The 18,793-nt window shown below is 68.8% G+C and carries 19 protein-coding genes; 11 read left to right on the top strand and 8 right to left on the bottom strand.

Features of this window, described 5'->3' with window-relative positions; translation table 11 throughout:
• Nucleotides 1-3 precede the first annotated feature (3 nt).
• On the bottom strand, nucleotides 4-177 hold the full coding sequence (locus P1J78_RS16960) for a periplasmic nitrate reductase, NapE protein (RefSeq protein ID WP_275568567.1): 174 nt from the start codon (nucleotides 175-177) through the stop codon (nucleotides 4-6).
• Nucleotides 178-319: 142 nt separating this feature from the next.
• On the opposite strand from P1J78_RS16960, the gene P1J78_RS16955 reads away from it, so the two are divergent.
• The 9 genes from P1J78_RS16955 to P1J78_RS16915 all read left to right on the top strand — a co-directional run bounded on the left by P1J78_RS16955 (nucleotide 320) and on the right by P1J78_RS16915 (nucleotide 10,264).
• Entirely contained in the window at nucleotides 320-967 is a 648-nt protein-coding gene (locus P1J78_RS16955) for a Crp/Fnr family transcriptional regulator (RefSeq protein WP_275568566.1), read from the top strand.
• Between the two features lie 230 nt (nucleotides 968-1,197).
• Nucleotides 1,198-3,408 carry a NosR/NirI family protein gene (locus tag P1J78_RS16950; RefSeq protein ID WP_275568565.1) on the top strand — a complete coding sequence of 737 codons (2,211 nt, stop codon included), beginning with the start codon at nucleotides 1,198-1,200 and terminating at the stop codon, nucleotides 3,406-3,408.
• A complete protein-coding gene (gene nosZ, locus P1J78_RS16945) occupies nucleotides 3,401-5,350 on the top strand; it encodes a TAT-dependent nitrous-oxide reductase (RefSeq protein WP_275568564.1) in 1,950 nt (649 codons plus the stop codon). Before P1J78_RS16950 ends, nosZ begins: the two co-directional genes overlap by 8 nt.
• The gene (locus P1J78_RS16940; protein WP_275568563.1) at nucleotides 5,347-6,672 is read left to right on the top strand and encodes a nitrous oxide reductase family maturation protein NosD; all 1,326 of its coding nucleotides are present in this window, start codon (nucleotides 5,347-5,349) and stop codon (nucleotides 6,670-6,672) included. The genes nosZ and P1J78_RS16940 overlap by 4 nt, the downstream gene beginning before the upstream one ends.
• A complete protein-coding gene (locus P1J78_RS16935; protein WP_275568562.1) occupies nucleotides 6,641-7,531 on the top strand; it encodes an ABC transporter ATP-binding protein in 891 nt (296 codons plus the stop codon). Before P1J78_RS16940 ends, P1J78_RS16935 begins: the two co-directional genes overlap by 32 nt.
• Nucleotides 7,531-8,358: an ABC transporter permease gene (locus P1J78_RS16930; protein WP_275568561.1), complete on the top strand. Its 828-nt coding sequence runs from the start codon at nucleotides 7,531-7,533 to the stop codon at nucleotides 8,356-8,358. Before P1J78_RS16935 ends, P1J78_RS16930 begins: the two co-directional genes overlap by 1 nt.
• A complete protein-coding gene (locus P1J78_RS16925; protein ID WP_275568560.1) occupies nucleotides 8,355-8,915 on the top strand; it encodes a nitrous oxide reductase accessory protein NosL in 561 nt (186 codons plus the stop codon). The genes P1J78_RS16930 and P1J78_RS16925 overlap by 4 nt, the downstream gene beginning before the upstream one ends.
• 1 nt (nucleotide 8,916) lies before the next feature.
• Nucleotides 8,917-9,831 carry an FAD:protein FMN transferase gene (locus P1J78_RS16920; RefSeq protein ID WP_275568559.1) on the top strand — a complete coding sequence of 305 codons (915 nt, stop codon included), beginning with the start codon at nucleotides 8,917-8,919 and terminating at the stop codon, nucleotides 9,829-9,831.
• A gap of 16 nt (nucleotides 9,832-9,847) precedes the next feature.
• Nucleotides 9,848-10,264 carry a c-type cytochrome gene (locus P1J78_RS16915; RefSeq protein WP_275568558.1) on the top strand — a complete coding sequence of 139 codons (417 nt, stop codon included), beginning with the start codon at nucleotides 9,848-9,850 and terminating at the stop codon, nucleotides 10,262-10,264.
• Nucleotides 10,265-10,418: 154 nt separating this feature from the next.
• Here P1J78_RS16915 and hemA read toward each other — a convergent pair whose 3' ends face one another.
• Nucleotides 10,419-11,642 (bottom strand): 5-aminolevulinate synthase, encoded by a 1,224-nt coding sequence (hemA, locus tag P1J78_RS16910; protein ID WP_275568557.1) that lies wholly within the window; start codon nucleotides 11,640-11,642, stop codon nucleotides 10,419-10,421.
• A gap of 160 nt (nucleotides 11,643-11,802) precedes the next feature.
• On the opposite strand from hemA, the gene P1J78_RS16905 reads away from it, so the two are divergent.
• Nucleotides 11,803-12,507, top strand: coding sequence for a Crp/Fnr family transcriptional regulator (locus tag P1J78_RS16905; protein WP_275568556.1), 705 nt, complete (start codon nucleotides 11,803-11,805; stop codon nucleotides 12,505-12,507).
• Nucleotides 12,504-13,064, top strand: a complete 561-nt coding sequence (locus tag P1J78_RS16900; RefSeq protein WP_275568555.1) for a DUF4202 domain-containing protein — start codon at nucleotides 12,504-12,506, stop codon at nucleotides 13,062-13,064. Before P1J78_RS16905 ends, P1J78_RS16900 begins: the two co-directional genes overlap by 4 nt.
• Here the strand turns inward: P1J78_RS16900 and P1J78_RS16895 are convergent.
• The 6 genes from P1J78_RS16895 to P1J78_RS16870 are packed head-to-tail and all read right to left on the bottom strand — an operon-like array spanning nucleotide 13,054 to nucleotide 18,457.
• Nucleotides 13,054-13,323 (bottom strand): cytochrome C oxidase subunit IV family protein, encoded by a 270-nt coding sequence (locus tag P1J78_RS16895; protein WP_275568554.1) that lies wholly within the window; start codon nucleotides 13,321-13,323, stop codon nucleotides 13,054-13,056. The genes P1J78_RS16900 and P1J78_RS16895 overlap by 11 nt on opposite strands.
• A complete protein-coding gene (locus tag P1J78_RS16890; protein WP_275568553.1) occupies nucleotides 13,320-13,868 on the bottom strand; it encodes a cytochrome c oxidase subunit 3 in 549 nt (182 codons plus the stop codon). Before P1J78_RS16890 ends, P1J78_RS16895 begins: the two co-directional genes overlap by 4 nt.
• Nucleotides 13,865-15,799 (bottom strand): nitric oxide reductase activation protein NorD, encoded by a 1,935-nt coding sequence (locus P1J78_RS16885; RefSeq protein WP_275568552.1) that lies wholly within the window; start codon nucleotides 15,797-15,799, stop codon nucleotides 13,865-13,867. Before P1J78_RS16885 ends, P1J78_RS16890 begins: the two co-directional genes overlap by 4 nt.
• 9 nt (nucleotides 15,800-15,808) lie before the next feature.
• Nucleotides 15,809-16,618 carry a CbbQ/NirQ/NorQ/GpvN family protein gene (locus P1J78_RS16880; protein ID WP_275568551.1) on the bottom strand — a complete coding sequence of 270 codons (810 nt, stop codon included), beginning with the start codon at nucleotides 16,616-16,618 and terminating at the stop codon, nucleotides 15,809-15,811.
• 5 nt (nucleotides 16,619-16,623) lie between these two features.
• Nucleotides 16,624-17,988 carry a cbb3-type cytochrome c oxidase subunit I gene (locus P1J78_RS16875; protein ID WP_275568550.1) on the bottom strand — a complete coding sequence of 455 codons (1,365 nt, stop codon included), beginning with the start codon at nucleotides 17,986-17,988 and terminating at the stop codon, nucleotides 16,624-16,626.
• A 16-nt stretch (nucleotides 17,989-18,004) separates the two neighbouring features.
• Nucleotides 18,005-18,457 carry a c-type cytochrome gene (locus tag P1J78_RS16870; protein ID WP_275568549.1) on the bottom strand — a complete coding sequence of 151 codons (453 nt, stop codon included), beginning with the start codon at nucleotides 18,455-18,457 and terminating at the stop codon, nucleotides 18,005-18,007.
• Nucleotides 18,458-18,793 lie beyond the last annotated feature (336 nt).

The raw sequence follows: 18,793 nt of genomic DNA, 5'->3' as shown, positions 1-18,793 counted from the left end.
CGGTCACACCCCCGGCGGGCCGAACATGAGGTGCTGCATCCAGACGATGAATCCGAACCCGCCGACCAGCACGATGGCGAGCACCGGAAACAGGACGAAGGCAAGGAACAGGAAGGCAAGCGTCTCGTGCCGCTTGCTGGCGGTTTCGGTGGCATTCTCGGGTGGGGCTGACGACAAGGCTGGCCTCCGGATAGCTGCGACTCACATCAGTCTTTCACAACTTGTGGCTGCGTTTTTGATCTGCGTCAGTTTTTCGCTACCTGCTCAAAGAATAGGAGCTTTGCACAGGCGAGCAGCCAGACCCCGGAAAGAGACGCCCATGCCGACCCATACCGCCACCGGCCCGCAGCTTTGCGCGGCCTGCCCGCTGCGCCGCCTCGGGATGCGCCATGCCACCGACATCCAGCCGGAGAACGGCGCGATCGGTGCGCTCCAGCTGCCGTCCGGCCGCGTGCTGGAGGCCGAGGCGCTGACCGACCGTTTCCTGATGGTGCGGCAGGGCACGCTGAAGGTCGAGTATCTCAACCGCGACGGCCATCCCGAAGTCGCGGCCTTCCTGTTTCCGGGCGATCCGGTGATTTCCACCTTCTCCGAGGATCCGGTGGCGATTACCGCGCTGGAGGACAGCTGGCTCTGCGATCTGGACCCCGAGCGCATCAACTGTGCGCCGAACCGCGCCGGCGCGGTCATGCGCGAGCTGTGGCATGCATTGGGGGCCCAGGCGTCGAGCGACCAACGCCGGCTGATCCTGGCGCGGACCGGCTCGGTCGAGCAGCGGATGCGGTGGTTTCTGAGCGATCTCTCGCGGCGGCAGAACTGCGACACGGTCGAGCTGAGCATGAGCCGCGGCGACATCGCCCACTACCTGGAAACCAGCGCCGAGAGCGTCAGCCGCGCGATCTCCGATCTCGCCCGCAAGGGCGTCATCGTGCGCGAACGGCCGCGGCGCATCCGGGTCGTGGACTGACGCGAGCGGGCCGTACAGGCGCGGCTGCCCCCGGAGATATCGAGTCGCCGGTCGCGCGATGCAAACCGGCGCGGCCCGCTGCGGCCGGGACGGTGCGCGGCTTGCGATGCGGGGCGGTTCCGGTGTGCCTATGCGCCTCATAAGGCGCTGAATTATATATGAAAATTAATGGCTTGGACTTTTGACCAAAGTCAAGAGTCACCGCCCGCCGACCGGCTAGAAAGCTGGTCATGAAACGCGCACCTACATCGTTCGCACGCCTCGCCGGCGCCGTCACGCTTTTGCTGGCGGTGCTGGCCACGCTGCCGGCCGCGGCGCAGACGTCGCCGGTCCTGTCCCGCTTTCTGCCAAAGGTCGCCCCGGCGGATCTGGTGGAGGGGGCCGATGCCTACGGCCCGATCCGGGACGACGTGCCGGTGGCCCCGCTTTTGCGCGTGGGCGAAGAGATCGGCCATGTCTTCGTGACGTCCGACTTCGTCGGGACCACGGGCTATTCCGGCAAGCCGATCCACACCATGGTCGCCGTCGACAGCGACGCCCGCGTCCTCGGCGTCGACCTGGTCAAGCATTCCGAACCCATCGTGCTGATCGGCATCCCCGACCGCGAGATCAAGGCGATGGTCGCCGAGTATCGCGGGCTCGACCTGGTGGCCGAGGCCGAGGAACGCGGCTCCTCGCACGACCTCAACATCATCTCCGGCGCCACGGTCACCGTCATGGTGATCGACGATTCCATCGTGCGCGCGGGGCTGAAGGTGGCGCGGGCGCTGGGGCTGGGCGGGCTGTCGCCCGAGGTTTCCGACGGCCCGGTGCTGGAGCTGAACGCCGATGCGGCCGCGCCGGACAGCTGGATGCAGATGGAAGGCGACGGCACCGTGCGCCGGATGTCGCTGGACGTGGGCCAGGTCAACGCCGCCTTCGCCGCGATGGACGACCCGCGCGCCGCCGAGCGCGCGCTGGAGGAGCCGCCGGAGACGACCTTCATCGACATGCAGATGGCGCTGGTCAGCGTGCCGCCGATCGGCGAGGCGATCCTGGGCGAGGCGGACAACCGCAACCTGCAGGAGTGGCTGGACGAGGGCGAGCACGCCATCGCCGTGGTCGGGCGCGGGATGTATTCCTTCAAGGGCTCGGGCTATGTGCGGGGCGGCATCTTCGACCGGATCGTGCTGATCCAGGACGACGTGACGGTGCGCTTCCGCGACCGCGGCCACCGGCGCATGGGCCCCATCGCGCTGGACGACGCGCCCGAGTTCACCGAGCGCGACCTGTTCAAGATCCCCGCCGATGTCGGCTTCGACCCGACGAAGCCGTTCCGCCTGCAGCTGCTGGTTCAGCGCGAGGTGGCGGCCATCGAGAAGGTCTTCACCACCTTCGAGCTGGGCTACCAGCTGCCCGCCCGCTTCACCCGCGAGGTCGCGCCGGAGCCGTCCCCCGTGGTCGACACGCCCGAGAGCGAGGCCGCCGCGCAGCAGGCCCTCTGGAAGCGGATCTGGGCCGACAACACGCTGGAGATCGCCGGGCTCGGCGCGATGCTGGCGATGCTGACCCTGGCGTTCTTCTTCCAGAGCTACGTGACGCGGTCGGAGCGGTTCACCTTCTGGTTCCGCATGTCTTTCCTGACGGTCACGCTGGTCTTCCTGGGCTGGTACGCCAACGCGCAGCTGTCGGTCGTCAACCTGATGGCGCTGTTCGGCGCGCTGACCACCGATTTCAGCTGGCAGGCCTTCCTGCTGGACCCGCTGACCTTCATCCTGTGGTTCGCCGTCGCCGCCGCGCTGATCTTCTGGGGCCGGGGCGCCTATTGCGGCTGGCTCTGCCCGTTCGGCGCGCTGCAGGAGTTGTCGAACCGCATCGGCCGCAAGCTGGGCATCCCGCAGATCACCCTGCCCTGGGGCCTGCACGAGCGCCTGTGGCCGGTGAAGTACATGATCTTCCTGGGGCTGTTCGGCGTCTCGCTCGCCTCTATCGAGCAGGCCGAGGCGCTGGCCGAGGTGGAGCCGTTCAAGACCGCCATCGTGCTGAACTTCATCCGCGCCTGGCCGTTCGTGGCCTATGCCGCCGCGCTGATCATCGCCGGGCTGTTCGTGGAGCGGTTCTTCTGCCGCTATCTCTGCCCGCTGGGCGCGGCGCTGGCGATCCCCGCGCGGCTCAGGATGTTCGACTGGCTCAAGCGCTACCACGAGTGCGGCAACCCCTGCCAGACCTGCGCCAACGAGTGCCCGGTCGACGCCATCCACCCGACCGGAGAGATCAACCCGAACGAGTGCATCAACTGCCTGCACTGCCAGGTGCTGTACCAGTCCGAAGCGAAATGCCCCGTGGTGATCCGCAAGATGAAGCGGCGCGCCAAGATGGGCGCCCCCGACCGCACGCTCGACGCGACGGTCGCCAACCACCCGAACATGACCAACCGTAGGAAGGAGACGGAGAATGTCTGACACAGAGAAGAAGGGCCTGAGCCGCCGCGGCTTCATGGGCGCCACCGCCACCGGCGCGGCACTCGTCGGCGGCGGCGCGGCGGGCCGGCTGGGCCTGCTCGGCGGGGCCGCTGCGGTCACCACCGCGGCCAGCACCAAAGCCTCCTGGGCGCAGTCCGGCGATCACGCCAGCCCCGCGCCCGGCGAACTGGACGAGTATTACGGCTTCTGGTCCTCGGGCCAGACCGGCGAGATGCGCATTCTCGGCGTGCCGTCGATGCGCGAGCTGATGCGGGTGCCGGTCTTCAACCGCTGCTCGGCCACCGGCTGGGGCCAGACCAACGAGAGCCTGAAGATCCTGACCCAGGACATGCTGCCGGAGACCAAGGAGTTCCTAGCCGCGCAGGGCAAGACCGTCCACGACAACGGTGACCTGCACCACGTCCACATGTCCTTTACCGAGGGCAAGTACGACGGCCGGTTCCTGTTCATGAACGACAAGGCCAACACCCGCGTCGCCCGCGTGCGCTGCGACGTGATGAAGCCCGACAAGATCATCGACATCCCCAACGCCAAGGCGATCCACGGCCTGCGGCCGCAGAAATGGCCGCGCACCAACTACGTCTTCGCCAACGGCGAGGACGAGGTGCCGATGGTCAACGACGGGTCGGTGCTGGACGAACCGTCCAAGTACGTGAACTTCTATACCGCCATCGACGCGGACGAGATGAAGGTCGCGTGGCAGGTGATGGTGTCGGGCAACCTCGACAACACCGATGCCGACTATGACGGCAAATACGCCTTCTCGACCTCCTACAACTCGGAAATGGGGATGAACCTCGCCGAGATGATGGAAGCCGAGATGGACCACGTCGTCATCTTCAACATCGCCGAGATCGAGAAGGGCATCGAGAACGGCGACTATATCGAGCTGAACGGCGTGAAGGTCCTGGACGGCCGCAAGGGGCAGAACAAGAACTACACCCGTTACGTGCCGATCCCGAACAGCCCGCACGGCATCAACATGGCGCCGGACCGCAAGCACCTCTGCATCGCGGGCAAGCTGTCGCCGACCGTGTCGGTGCTGGACGTCACCAAGTTCGACGCGCTGTTCGAGGACGACAGCCTCGATCCCCGCTCGGTCGTGGTGGCCGAGCCGGAACTGGGCCTCGGGCCGCTTCACACCTGCTTCGACGGCAAGGGCAACGCCTTTACCACGCTGTTCCTCGACAGCCAGGTCGTGATGTGGAACCTCGCCGACGCCGTGCGCGCCTATAACGGCGAGGAGGTGGATCCGATCCTCAACAAGAAGGACGTCCACTACCAGCCCGGCCACAACTCCACCTCGATGGGCGAAACGCTGGAGGCGGACGGCAAGTGGTACATCTCGATGAACAAGTTCTCGAAGGACCGCTTCCTGAACGTGGGCCCGCTGAAGCCGGAGAACGAGCAGCTCTTCGCGCTGAACGGCACCGAGATGGAGCTGGTGCATGACGGCCCGACCTTCGCCGAGCCGCACGACTCGATCATCGTCCACCGCTCGGTGGTGACGCCGAAATCGGTCTGGGACCGGAACGACCCGATGTGGGCCGACGCCCGCGCCCAGGCCGAGGCGGACGGCGTCGACCTCGACGACTGGCAGGACCAGGTGATCCGCGACGGCAACAAGGTGCGCGTCTACATGACGTCCGAGGCGCCGCAGTTCAGCCTGGAAAGCTTCACGGTCAAGCAGGGCGACGAGGTCACGGTCTATGTCACCAACCTCGACGACATCGACGACCTGACCCACGGCTTCACGCTGAACAACCACGGGGTCGCGATGGAGCTCGCGCCGCAGGCCACCGCCTCGGCCACCTTCATCGCGTCGAAGCCGGGTGTCTACTGGTACTACTGCCAGTGGTTCTGCCACGCGCTGCACATGGAAATGCGCGGCCGCATGTTCGTGGAGCCCACCGGCACATGACACGTCTCGTCCCCCTCCTTCTCGCGCTGATCCTCGCCGCGCCCGCGCTTGCGGCCCGCGTCGAGGTGCAGCCGGGCGACGACGCGCTCGTCCTCGCGCTGGACCGCGCAGAGGCGGGGGACGAGCTCGTCCTTGCCCCGGGCCGGTACGCCGGCCCGGTGGCGATCGAGATTTCGCTGACCCTGACGGGCACGGACGGCGCGGTGATCGACGGCGGCGGCGAAGGCTCCGTCGTCACGGTCGATGCGGCCGACGTGACGGTCCAGGGCCTGACCATCGTGAATTCCGGCCGGGTGCACGAACCCATCAATGCCGGTGTCAAGCTGACCAAGAAGGCCCGCAACGCGCGTGTTCTCGACAACGACCTCAAGGGCAACCTCGTCGGGGTCGACATCCACGGCGCCCGCGACGCGCTGGTCAGGGGCAACCGGATCGAGGGCCTGCGCCTCGACCGGATGAACGACCGGGGCAACGGCGTCTATGTCTGGAACGCCCCCGGCTCTGTCGTGGAGGATAACGAGATCCGCTACGGCCGCGACGGCATCTTTTCCAACGTGTCCAAGCGCAACGTCTATCGCAACAACCTGATGCGCGACCTGCGCTTCGCCGTCCACTACATGTACACCAACGACAGCGAGGTCGTCGGCAACATCTCGATCGGCAACCACCTCGGCTTCGCGATGATGTATTCCGACCGGATCGTGGCGCGGGACAACATCTCGATCAACGACCGCGACTACGGCGTGATGCTGAACTACACCAAGAAATCCGACGTCTTCGCCAACCTGGTGACCGGCGGCGCCGCGAAATGCGCCTTCGTCTACAACTCGCATCAGAACCTTCTGGCCGAGAACCGCTTCGACGGCTGCGATATCGGCATCCACTTCACCGCCGGGTCCGAGCGGAACACGATCACCGGCAACGCCTTCATCGGCAACCGCACGCAGGTGAAATACGTCGGTACCCGCGACGTCGAATGGAGCTTCGAGGGCCGCGGCAACTTCTGGTCGGACCACCCGGCCTTCGACCTCGACGGCGATGCGCGGGCCGACAGCCCGTACCGCCCCAACGACCTGATGGACCACATCCTGTGGTCGCAACCTTCCGCCAAGCTGCTGCTCGGCGCGCCCGCCGTGCAGCTGGTGCGCTGGAGCCAGGCGCAATTCCCCGCGACGCTGCCCGGCGGCGTGGTCGACAGCCACCCGCTGACCGCCCCGCCGACGCCGGAAGTGCCGCAAGACGTGATGACGCTGGCCCGGGCCGAACCGCTCTGGGCGACCGGAGAAACCGATGACGATACTCAGCCTTTCCAACCTGACTAAGCGCTACGGTCGCGACACCGCCCTCGACGCCGTCGACCTGGAGCTGAAGGCGGGCGAGCGCGTGGCGCTCCTGGGCCATAACGGCGCGGGCAAGTCCACGCTGATGAAGCTGGTCCTCGGCCTAGTCGACCGCAGCGCGGGCGACATCTCGGTCGCCGGCCACGCCCCCGGCTCGCCCGTCGCGCGCGCGCTTACCGCCTACCTGCCGGAGAACGTGGCGTTCCATCCGGCGCTGACGGGGCGCGAGCAGATCCGCCACTACCTGCGCCTGCGCGGCGGCAACCCCAAGGACGCCGACGCGCTCCTGGACAAGGTCGGGCTGGCCGATGCCGCGCGCCGCCGGATCGGCACCTATTCCAAGGGGATGCGCCAGCGCGTCGGTCTGGCACAGGCGCTGATCGGCAGCCCCCGCCTGATGGTGCTGGACGAGCCGACCTCGGGCCTCGACCCGGTCTCGCGCCGCGAGTTCTACGCCCTCTTGGACGAGCTGGCCGCCCGCGGCACGGCGATCCTTCTGTCCTCGCACGCGCTGTCGGAGGTGGAGGCGCGGACCGACCGCATCGTCATCCTGTCCAAGGGGCGCAAGGTGTCCGAGGGCACGCTGGGCGACCTGCGCACGCAGGCCGCGCTGCCGTTGACGGTGCATGTCCGCGCCAAGGCGGGCCGCGAATCGATGGTGGCCAGCGCCTTCCCCGAGGCGACGGCGGCCGCCGGCATGCTGACCCTGACCTGCCCGCAGACCGCGAAGCTCGAGATGATGACGCGCCTGTCCGGCGCCGCCGATGCCATCGCCGATTTCGACGTCGTGCCCCCGGGGCTCGACGACATCTATGCCCATATCAGCCGGAGGGCCGCGTGATGCTGTCCCGAATCTTCTCCACCGCCCGGATCGAGTTCGCCATCGCGCTGCGCAACCGCTGGGTGGCCATCGCGGTGGCGATGATGGCGCTGTTCTCGCTGGTCCTGTCGGTCGCGGGCTCGGCCCCCACCGGCGACCTCGGCGTCGACCGCCTGTCGATCACGGTGGCGAGCCTGACCTCGCTGTCGGTCTATCTCGTGCCGCTGATCGCGCTGTTGATCTCCTTCGACGCGGTGGCCGGCGAGGTGGAGCGCGGCACGCTGCCCCTGCACCTGACCTATCCCATCGGCCGGGGCGAGATGCTGCTGGGCAAGCTCCTGGCGCAGCTCGGCGTCGTCGCGCTGGCGGTGGTGCTGGGCTATGCCGTGGCGGCGGGGGTGGCCTTCGGCCTGGGCGGCGCGGATGCCGCCGCCGGCCTGCCCGCGCTGATCCGGCTGATCTGGACCTCGGTGCTGCTGGGCGCCGCGTTCCTCGCGCTGGGGCACGCGATGTCGTGCCTGTCGCGGCGGCCCTCGGGCGCGGCCGGCATGGCCATCGGGCTGTGGCTGGTGGCGATCGTGCTTTACGACCTGGGCCTGCTGGCGGCCATCGTCGCCGACGACGGCGGCGCCTTCACCACGCGGGTCTTCCCGTGGCTGCTGGTCGCCAACCCCGCCGACGCCTTTCGCATCTTCAACCTCGCCGCGTCCGACGCCGTCGGCGCCGCCTCCGGCCTCGCCGGCGCGGCCCATTCCATCGCGGCCTGGAAACCGCTCGCGTCGCTGATCGCCTGGCCGGTGGCCGCGGCGCTGCTGGCCCGGGCCGCCTTTGCACGGGTGCAACCATGACACGCCTTCTTCTCCTGACCCTCTCCGCGCTGGCGCTGGCCGCCTGCAAGGAGGACATCGCCGAGCTGCCCGCCCCGGTGGAGCTCACCGCCGGCGCGGTCGGCCACTACTGCCAGATGGATCTTCTGACCCACGACGGGCCGAAGGGGCAGATCCACCTCGACGGGATGGCCGCGCCGCTGTTCTTCAGCCAGGTGAAGGATGCCATCGCCTATCTGCACATGCCCGAACAGGCGCACGCCGTGGTGGCCACCTACGTGCAGGACATGGCCGGCGCCGACAGCTGGGCCGAGCCGGCCGGCTGGGTCGAGGTGTCCGAGGCGGTCTACGTCATCGGCTCCGACCGGATGGGCGGCATGGGGGCGCCGGAATTCGTGCCCTTCTCCGACGAAGCCGCGGCGCGTGCCTTCGTGGTGGATCACGGCGGCGCGCTCCGCCGCTTCGACGAGATCGCGGCCGCCGACGTGCTGAACACCGCCCCGCCCGAGCCGCACGCAACCGACACCGACATCGCCGCCCGGCTCGGCGCGCTGTCCCGCCACGAGGGGAGCCACTGACATGACCCTGACCCGCCGCCGTTTCTTCACCATCGCCTCCGCCGCCTGTCTCGCCGCGCCGGCCGCGCAGGCCTTTCGCTGGCAGGGCACAGCGCTGGGCGCGCGGGCGCAGATCGTGCTCGACCACCCCGAGGCCGCCCGGATTACCCGCGCCGCCATGGCCGAGATCGACCGGCTGGAGGATATCTTCAGCCTCTATCGCCCGGCCTCGGAATTGTCGCGGCTGAACGCTGCCGGCCGCCTCGCGGCCCCGTCCTTCGAGATGCTGGACTGCCTTGCCACGGCGCGCCGCGTCCACGGGGCGACCGGGGGCGCGTTCGACCCGACGGTGCAGCCGCTGTGGCAGGTGCTGGCCGAGGCACATGCGCAGGGCCACGCGCCGGTCCCGGCCGACCTGACGCAGGCCCGCGCGGCCATCGGCTTCGACCGGGTCGTGTTCGACAGCGCGGCGGTCCGGCTGGGCCCCGGCCAGCGGCTGACGCTGAACGGCATCGCCCAGGGCTACATCGCCGACCGCGTCGCCCGGCTGATGCGGGCCGAGGGCGTGGCGGACGTGCTGATCGACACCGGCGAGATCCTGGCGCTGGGCGGGCCGCAGGAGGCCGAGGGCTGGCCCGTGACGATCCAGGGAGAGCGGCAGCCGCGCGCGCTCAGCGGCCGGGCGCTCGCCACCTCGGCGCCGCTGGGCACCGTCCTGGATGACGCGGGCCGCATCGGCCACATCCTCGACCCGCGCAAAGGCGCGGCCGTGCGGCCGACGATCCGCCAGATCTCGGTGAGCGCACCCTCCGCCGCCCTGGCCGACGCGCTGTCGACGGGGCTGTGCCTGGCCCGTGGCGGGGCCGAGGCCAGGCGGCTCTTGAGCAAAGTCAAGGAGGCGCGGCTGGAGAGCCTTTACCCCTTGAGCGAGACCTGAACGAGAGGAGAAAAGGATGAGAATCAACAGGATGCTTTCGGCCCTGGCGGTGCTGCCGATGCTTGCGAGCACGGCACAGGCGGCCGATCCGGCCGCGGGCGAAGAGGACTTCCGCCGCTGCAAGTCGTGCCACGCCATCGTCGACGACGAGGGCAACGCGATCCAGAAGGGCGGCCGCACCGGCCCGAACCTCTATGGTGTGATCGGCCGGCCCGTGGCCGGGGTCGAGGACTTCCGCTACGGCGACTCGCTGGCGGCCGCGGGCGAGGAAGGGCTCGTCTGGGACGAAGAGAACCTGGCCGCCTACATCACCGATCCGAAGGCCTGGCTGCAGGAGGTGCTGGACGAGGACCGGGTGCGCACCAAGATGACCTACAAGCACCGCAAGGGCGCCGACGACATGGCCGCCTATCTTGCTTCCCTGGGGTCCTGACGCTTTTCCGACAGAAAGCCACCACTCTTTGGACCCCCGGCCCGGTCGCCCCGCGCGGCCGGGTCTTTTCTTGTGGCCGGCCACGCCGCAGGGGCGGCAAAGAAAAGCCCCGGCGCAAGGGCCGGGGCGCACGGACGCATCGGGGCGATCCGCGCTACTGCGCCGCCATCGGCCTGCGCGCGATCTGGCAGCGCATCCACAGCTCGCCAAGCGCCTCGGCCAGCCGGTCGATGTCGGCCGCCGAATGGACCGGCGAGGGGGTGATGCGCAGCCGCTCGGTACCTTTCGGGACGGTGGGATAGTTGATCGGCTGGATGTAGATGCCGAATTCGTTCATGAGCGTGTCCGAGATGAACTTGCACTTCACCGGGTCGCCCACCATCACCGGGATGATGTGGCTGGGGTTCGGCAGGTGCGGGATGCCCAGCGCGTCGAGCCGCGCGCGCAACTCGGCCACCCTCTGCCGCTGCATCTCGCGCTCGGCCGCGGATTCCTTGAGGTGGCGGACCGAGGCGGCGGCGCCGGCGGCCACGGCGGGCGGCAGGGCGGTGGTGAAGATGAAGCCGGAGGCGAAGCTGCGCACGAAGTCGCAAAGTTCGGCCGAGGCGGCGATATAGCCGCCGACCACGCCGAACGCCTTGCCCAGCGTGCCCTCGATCACGGTCAGGCGGTGCATCAGCCCCTCCTGTTCCGCCACGCCGCCGCCGCGCGGGCCGTAGAGGCCGACCGCGTGCACCTCGTCGAGGTAGGTCATCGCGCCGTAGCGGTCGGCGAGGTCGCAGATCTCGGCGATGGGGGCGATGTCGCCGTCCATCGAATAGACCGACTCGAAGGCGATGAGCTTGGGCGCGTCGGCGGGGGCGGCGGCGAGCTTCGCCTCCAGGTCGTCCAGGTCGTTGTGTTTCCAGATCACCTTTTGCGCGCGGGAATGGCGGATGCCCTCGATCATGCTCGCGTGGTTCAGCGCGTCGGAGAACACGATGCAGCCCGGGATTTGCGAGGCGAGCGTGCCCAGCGCCGCCCAGTTCGACACGTAGCCCGAGGTGAACAGCAGCGCCGCCTGTTTGCCGTGCAGGTCGGCGAGTTCGTTTTCCAGCAGGACATGGTCGTGCGTGGTGCCCGAGATGTTCCGCGTGCCCCCTGCGCCCGCGCCGCAGCGGTCGAGCGCGGCGTGCATGGCGGCGAGCACCTTCGGATGCTGGCCCATGCCGAGGTAGTCGTTGGAGCACCAGATGGTCACGTCCCGCGCCCCGTCGGCAGCGTAGTGCCGCGCGGCCGGGAAGCCGCCGCAGTCGCGCTGCAGCTCGGCGAAGACGCGGTAGTTGCCCTCGCCCCGCAGGTCGGTCAGGCGGCTGCGGAAGTAGCTCTGGTAGTCCATCTGTGGCGCTCCGTCGTGGATCTGTCGGCGCCAGCATCGGGGGCCGGGGCCGGGCGTGCCATGACAATTGTCAAGACCCGGGATGCCGGTGGCGAATCCGGGCGTGCGTTGCCCGGTGGAGTGGTGTAGCGTCCGCTCCCGCGAACAAAGGGAATCCCCAGTGGCACACGAGAACGACAAGGCGGTGGCCCGCCATTCACTGTTCATGCAGTCGCTGCCGGACCAGCATATCGAGCCGATCCTGTCGCATGCGGTGTTCCGCAGCTACGACCGGGGCGAGACGCTGTTTCTGCAGGGCGAGCCCTGCGGCGGTGTGCATGTGGTGCTGGACGGCTGGGTGAAGCTGTACCGCATCGCGCCGAACGGGTCGGAGGCGGTGGTGAACGTCTTTACCCGCGGCGAGAGCTTCGGCGAGGCGGTGGCGTTCCGGCGGCGCGACTACCCGGTGTCGGCCGAGGCCTCGACGGCCTGCCGCACGATGATGATCCCGGCCGAGGATCTGCTGCAGCTGATCCGGCGCGACCCGGAAGCCTGCGTCTCGATGATCGCGTCGACCTTCGCGCATCTGCATTCGCTGGTCGAGCAGCTGGAGCAGCTGAAGGCCGAGACCGGGGCGCAGCGGGTGGCGCAGTTCCTGCTGACGCTGTGCGATGCCGAGGACGGGGCGTGCCGGGTGACGCTGCCCTATGACAAGGTGCTGATCGCCGGGCGGCTGGGGATGAAGCCCGAGAGCCTGAGCCGGGCATTCTCGCGGCTGAAGCCGGCGGGGGTGAAGATCTCCCGTAACCATGCCGAGATCGCCGACGTGGACCAGCTGCGCGACTATGTCGAGGCCGACCCGGCCGATGCGTGGAGCCGGGCATGAGCCGGCTGGACGAGGTGCTGGAGGCGATCGACGCGGCGAACGCGGCCGATCCGCGCCGCGACGAGGGCGAGCCCGAGGCACAGCTTTACGGCCGCCGGATGAGCGCGGAGGCGGAGCGGCTGTTTCCCGAGGCGCCGGACGTGCTGCGGATCGCGGCGCGGGGGCAGCATATCGAACGCTGGGTGATCCCGCGGGCGGAGTATCCCGAGGGCCGGGCGGGCTATCTGAAATGGCGCCGGACGCTGGCGCAGCATCATGCCGACCGGGTGGGCGAGCTGATGCGGGCCGCGGGCTATGGCGACGAGGACGTCGAGACCGTGGGGCGGATGATCCGCAAGGAGGGGATCAAGCGCGACGACCAGGTGCAGGCGCTGGAGGACGTGATCTGCTTCACCTTCCTGAAGTGGTATTTCGCGCCCTTCGCGGCGAAGCATCCGCCGGAAAAGGTGCAGGACATCGTGGAGAAGACCGCGCGCAAGATGTCGCCCGAGGCGCGGGCGCGGGTGCTGGACGAGTTCGCGCTGCCCGAGGAGCTGGCGGCGGCGTTCAGGGCGTGAGCGCGGGGGCGGCGTAGAGCGCGAAGGCGAGCGCGGCCCAGAGCGCCAGGACCAGCATGGTGCCCGAGAGCCAGCAGGGCGCGCGGGCGAGGTCGAGGTAGCGGGCGAGGATCAGCCGCGCCTTGGCCAGCGCCAGCAGCAGCGTTGCGGCGGCGACGGCCCAGGGCGGGACCGGGGCCAGCGTGGCCAGCGCGGCGGCGAGGCTGAGGCCGGTCAGCCAGGCCCAGGCGCGCAGGAGCGGGCGCGACAGGCCGGTCATCCGAGCAGGTACACCACGGGGTAGAGCAGAACCCAGACAAGGTCGACCATGTGCCAGAACATGGCGCCGGCCTCGATGTTCTGCGGCGCGTCGCGCCAGGCGACGAGCAGCAGCAGCACGATCCCCGCGGCGACATGGGCCGCGTGGAAGCCGGTGAGCCCGTAATAGAAGGTGAAGAACGGGTGGCTGTCCCAGCCGATGCCGTCGGCGGCCTTCGCGGCGTATTCGGCGCCCTTGATCCACAGGAACAGCACGCCCAGCGCGGCGGCGCCGGCCAGCGCGGCGCGGGCGGCCATGCGGCGGGCGGCGCGGCGCCAGGCCAGCGCCTGGGCGGCGAGGAAACCGCTGGTGATCAGCACCACGGTGTTCAGCGCGGCGCCGGTCTGGAACAGGTGCTCCTGCGCCGCGGCGAAGCTCGCGGGATCGGTCAGGCGCATGGCCAGCATCGCCGTCAGCCCGGCGCCGAAGACCATCAGTTCGCTGACGATCAGCACCCACATCATCAGCTCGCCGGGCAGGGCGTCGAGACCGCGCGCTTCGGTCATGCGCCCACCAGGTGGCGGTAGATCTGCGGCAGCGCGAAGATCAGCTTTTCCGGGTCCGGGATCACAGCGAAGCCGCCCTGGCCGAACAGCCGCGGGAACCACGCCTTGCCGGTGCGGTCGACGGTGACGCCGAAGACGGACTGCCCCGCGCGCCGCGCCTCGCGGACGGCCATGGCGGTGTCCTCGATGCCGTGGCGGCCCTCGTAGTGGTCGAGGTCGTTGGGCTTGCCGTCGGTGATGACGATCAGCAGCCGCCGCTTGCGCGACTGCTGCGCCAGCTCCGCCGAGACATGCCGGATCGCCGCGCCCATCCGGGTGTAGAAGCCGGGCCTCAGCGTGGCGAGGCGGCGCTCGACCATCGGCCCCATCGGCTCGGCGAAGCTCTTGCAGGTCTGCACGTAGACGCGGCTGCGCTTCAGCGAAGAGAAGGCGTGGATGGCGAAGTCGTCGCCGCAGGCGTCGAGGCCGAGCGCCAGCGCGTCCAGCGCCTCGCGCTCGATGTCGATGACGGCGCGGCCGGTCACCGCGCTTTCGGTGGAGCGCGACACGTCCAGCAGGATCGACACGGCGAGGTCGCGGGCTTGCGGGCGGGTCTGCATCCACACCCGTTCCGTCCCCTCGCCATTGGCGCGGCGGTCGGTTTCGGCGCGCACGGCGGCCTCGATGTCCAGCGCGTCGCCGTCGAGATGGCCGCGCGTGGTGACGCGGCCGGGGCGCAGCGCCTCGAACTGGCGTTTCACGGCGCGGATGCGGCGGGCGGCGGCGGGGTCGCGGAAGACGTGGGCGTCTTCGGCCGGTTCCGCCACCGAGGCGAAGACGCAGGCGTGATCGGGCAGGTAGGCGCCGCTGCGCGCGTCCCATTCGGGATAGGTGATCTCGGCCGACAGCCGTTCGCGGTCGACGTCCTCTGGGGCGAGGTCGAGATGCAGTTTCAGCTTGGTGGGTGGCGCCTTGCTGATTTGGCCCAGCCCGATTTCCTCCTGGTCGTCGGCGGCCTTGCGGGCGTTGTCGGGGTCGTCGTCCACCCGGCGGTTGAGGTTCATGAACTCCGCCCAGCTGAGGATGGCCTCGAACTTGTGCAGGATGAAGCTGTCGCTGCGTTCCGCCTGGTCGGATTTCTTGCGCTTGGCGCGGTGGGCCTTGCCCTCTTCGGTCTCGGTCTCGGGCTCGCCCTCGCCGGTTTCGGTGTCCTCGGTCTCGTGCCGCGCGCTGGCCTCGATCTCGCGCAGCTCGGGCCAGAGCGGCACCGGGCGGAACGGGCGATAGCCGCGCGGGGCGGTGACGCCGGAGAGGTCGCCGCTCGTCATCGCCTCCCAGAGGGGGCGGGCGGCCTCGGGCAGCGGCTCGCCCAGCATGTGGCGCAGCACGCTTTCGACCTGCGCCTCGGCCGCGGGCAGTCGGCGCGCGGGCCGCTGCATCGCGACGGCCTCGGAAAGCGCCTCGTAGAGCCCGGCGAGGCCGGGCGCATCGGCCAGCGTGTCCGCCACCATGGCGCGCGCCGCGCGCAGGGCGCGCAGGTCGGCGCGAAGGGGGTCGTCCTCGGCCAGCCGGTCGGGGGCATGGGCCGCCGCGGCGGCCAGCCAGAGATAGAGCGCGGCGTTCGCCTCGCGCGCGGGGAACACGGCCAGCCGCGCGGGCAGGCGCAGCACCTCGCCGTCGAAGCTGGCGCGCGGCGCCGTCTCGGCCTCGGTGCCAAGACGCCGGCGCCAGGACAGCCGGTGATGGCTGATCTCCTCCGAGACCGGGCGCAGCTCGACGGACGGGCTGCCACCCAGGCCCCGGAAGAGAACCGCCAGCCGCCCGCCGACCTCAGAGAGGTCGACCGCGGCTCCTTCATGCGCCTCTGGCGCATCCAGGCGACTGGCGAAGGAATGCCACAGTTTCCCGACGGTTTCTTCGGGTTCCCATGGTTCGAAGTGGATCCGTGTCATCGGCGGGCCTCACCCAAAGACTGCCGTGACCAGATCGAGGAGCCCGCGTTTGATATCCTCGTCATCGGTGAGCGGTTCCACCATGGCCGCGCGGATCGCGCGTTCCACCGGCATGCCCTGCGCGATGAGGGTGGCGGTGTAGACGACGAGCCGCGTGGAGACGCCTTCCTCCAGGTCCTGCCCCTTCAGCCCGCGCAGCTTGCCCGCAAGGCGGACCAGCGGCTTGCAGCGGGCCGGGTCGAGGCCGCTTTCCTGCGCGACGATGCGTTCCTCTTCCGCCGCGGCGGGAAAGTCGAAGTCGAGCGCGACGAAGCGTTGCCGGGTGGAGGGTTTCAGCGTCTTGAGGATGTTCTGGTAGCCGGGGTTGTAGGAGGCGACGAGCATGAAGCCCGGCGCGGCCTCCAGCTCCTCGCCGGTGCGGTCGATCGGCAGGATGCGCCGGTCGTCGGTCAGCGGGTGCAGCACGACAGTGACGTCCTTGCGCGCCTCGACCACCTCGTCGAGATAGCAGATCGCGCCCTCGCGCACCGCGCGGGTCAGCGGGCCGTCGACCCAGACCGTCTCGCCGCCCTTCAGCAGGTAGCGGCCGATCAGGTCCGCCGCCGACAGGTCGTCGTGGCAGGCCACGGTATAGAGCGGCCGGCCCAGCCGCGCGGCCATGTGGGCCACGAAGCGGGTCTTGCCGCAGCCCGTCGGCCCCTTGAGCAGGACCGGCAGGGTGTTGGCATGGGCGGCCGCGAACAGGTCGCACTCGTCGCCCTGGGGGAGGTAGAAGGGGGCATTCGCCGCCCCCTCCCGTTCGATATAAGTGCCGTCCATGGTCATCACTCCGCCGGCACGGACGCGTCGTCCGTGATGACTTCGCGGCGCGGCCAGGCGAGCGCGTAGATCAGCAGCAGCACGCCGATGAACACCGCGACGCCGGAGAAGAACCGCATCACGTAGAAGATGTCGAGCTGGTCCTGGACGTCCATGTAGTATTCGCCCAGCACCCGCTGCATGTGCGTCTGCACGGTGCCCGCGAAGGTCAGGGTGAAGGTCATGAAGGCCATGCCGCCGGACATCAGCCAGAAGGCGGCCATGTTCAGCACCTGATTATAGGGGTCGCGGTTCCGCAGGATCGGCATCGCGTAGGTGAAGATCGCGATGTTCAGGCAGACATAGGCGCCGTAGAAGGCCAGGTGCCCGTGCGCCGCCGTGATCTGCGTGCCGTGGGTGTAGTAGTTCACCCCGTGCAGCGTGTGCAGGAAGCCCCAGACCCCCGCGCCGAAGAAGGCCAGCGTGGCGCAGCCCAGCGACCACAGCAGCGCGGCCTTGTTCGGGTGGTCGCGGCGGCCCTTCCAGACCATGACGAAGGCGAAGGCCATCATCGCGAAGAACGGGACGACTTCCAGCGACGAGAAGATCGAGCCGATCCACTGCCAGTAGCCCGGCGTGCCGATCCAGTAGTAGTGGTGGCCGGTGCCCAGGATGCCCGAGAACAGCGCCAGCGCGACGATGACATAGAGCCATTTCTCGACCACCTCGCGGTCGACGCCGGTGAGCTTGAGCATCAGGTAGGCCAGGATCGAGGCCATGATCAGCTCCCACACGCCTTCGACCCACAGGTGGATGACGTACCACCAGTACTGCTTGTCGAGCGCCAGGTTCTCCGGGTTGTAGAAGGCGAACAGGAACAGCAGCGCCAGGCCCCAGAGGCCCAGGAGCAGCACGTTCGAGATCGCCGTCTTGCGGCCCTTCAGGACCGTCATGGTGACGTTGTAGAGGAAGATCAGCGCGGCGACGACGATGCCGGCCTTGACCCATTTGGGCTGTTCGAGGAATTCGCGGCCTTCCTTGCCGAGCAGGAAGTTGCCCTCGAACAGGTTGAACACATAGGTCAGGACGACGCCGATCGTGCCGACGACCAGGATGATCAGCTGGAGGTAGGCAAGCATCAGCGAGTGGATCTCGCGCTCGGTCTCTTCCGGGATCAGGAAATAGGCCGCGCCGAAGAAGCCCAGCAGCAGCCAGACCACCAGCGAGTTGGTGTGCAGCATCCGGAGGATGTTGAACGGCAGGACCTCCGACAGGAAGTTGGGGTCGATATAGACGTAGCCGACGAGCAGCCCGCCCACGATCTGGATCGCGAAGAGCGCGAGCGCGACCGAGAAGTAGGCCAGCGCGATCTTCTGAGTTGCGTATTTCATCTGTTCTTGTCCTTTCTCAGCCGGCGTCGGTCGGGGGCCAGCCCTGGGCGTCGATCTCGTCGGTCCAGAGAAGGAAGTCGGCCAGGGCGCGGTATTCCTCCTCGGTCAGCTCGAAATACGGCATCTGGCGGCGGCCCTCGATTCCGGTGGGCATCGCCTCCATCCAGCCGCGCAGCACCTCGTAGGCGCCCTCGGGGTCGTCCTGGACGCCCCAGCGGGTCATCACGTTGGCGAGCTCGGGGGCGAAATAGGCGCCCTCGCCCATGATCGAATGGCAGTTGATGCAGGCGTGCTTTTCCCACAGCTGCTTGCCGAGGGCGACGCTTTCGGTGATGCCCTCGTGGTCGGTGGATGTCGTGGTGATGTAGCGGTGCGAATGCACCGACAGGCCCACGAAGATGATAATGAAGAACAGGGACCCGCCGTAGAATATGTTGCGGGCCATGCTCTTGGTCATGACTTCGCGCATCGCGCTCTCCTTCGCCCAATCTCGGTGATGGGGGTATGCGGGACGGGCGGGCGCGGGGCCTTAACGAAAGTCAAGCCGGCGAGAATTGCAGGTGTCCGAGGTTGGACGGGGTCTAAGATGTTGATGTTGTTATAGATAGCGGTAACACATCCGCGGACGTCCATACTACACGGCACTGGGTTTTCCGTGGGACATGTCCACCTGCGTCGCGCGGCGGAACGCCGTGCAGCGCCGCCCCGCCCCCACCGGGGCGGCGCTACTGGCGAGGACGGTGCCAAGTGTTCGACATACATGCTTATGTCTCCGGCATCGCAAAGCTCGACCGCGCCCCGGCGG

This window comes from Psychromarinibacter sediminicola (assembly GCF_029168335.1).
Lineage (GTDB): Bacteria > Pseudomonadota > Alphaproteobacteria > Rhodobacterales > Rhodobacteraceae > Psychromarinibacter > Psychromarinibacter sediminicola.
This window is presented reverse-complemented; position numbering and strand designations above follow the sequence as displayed.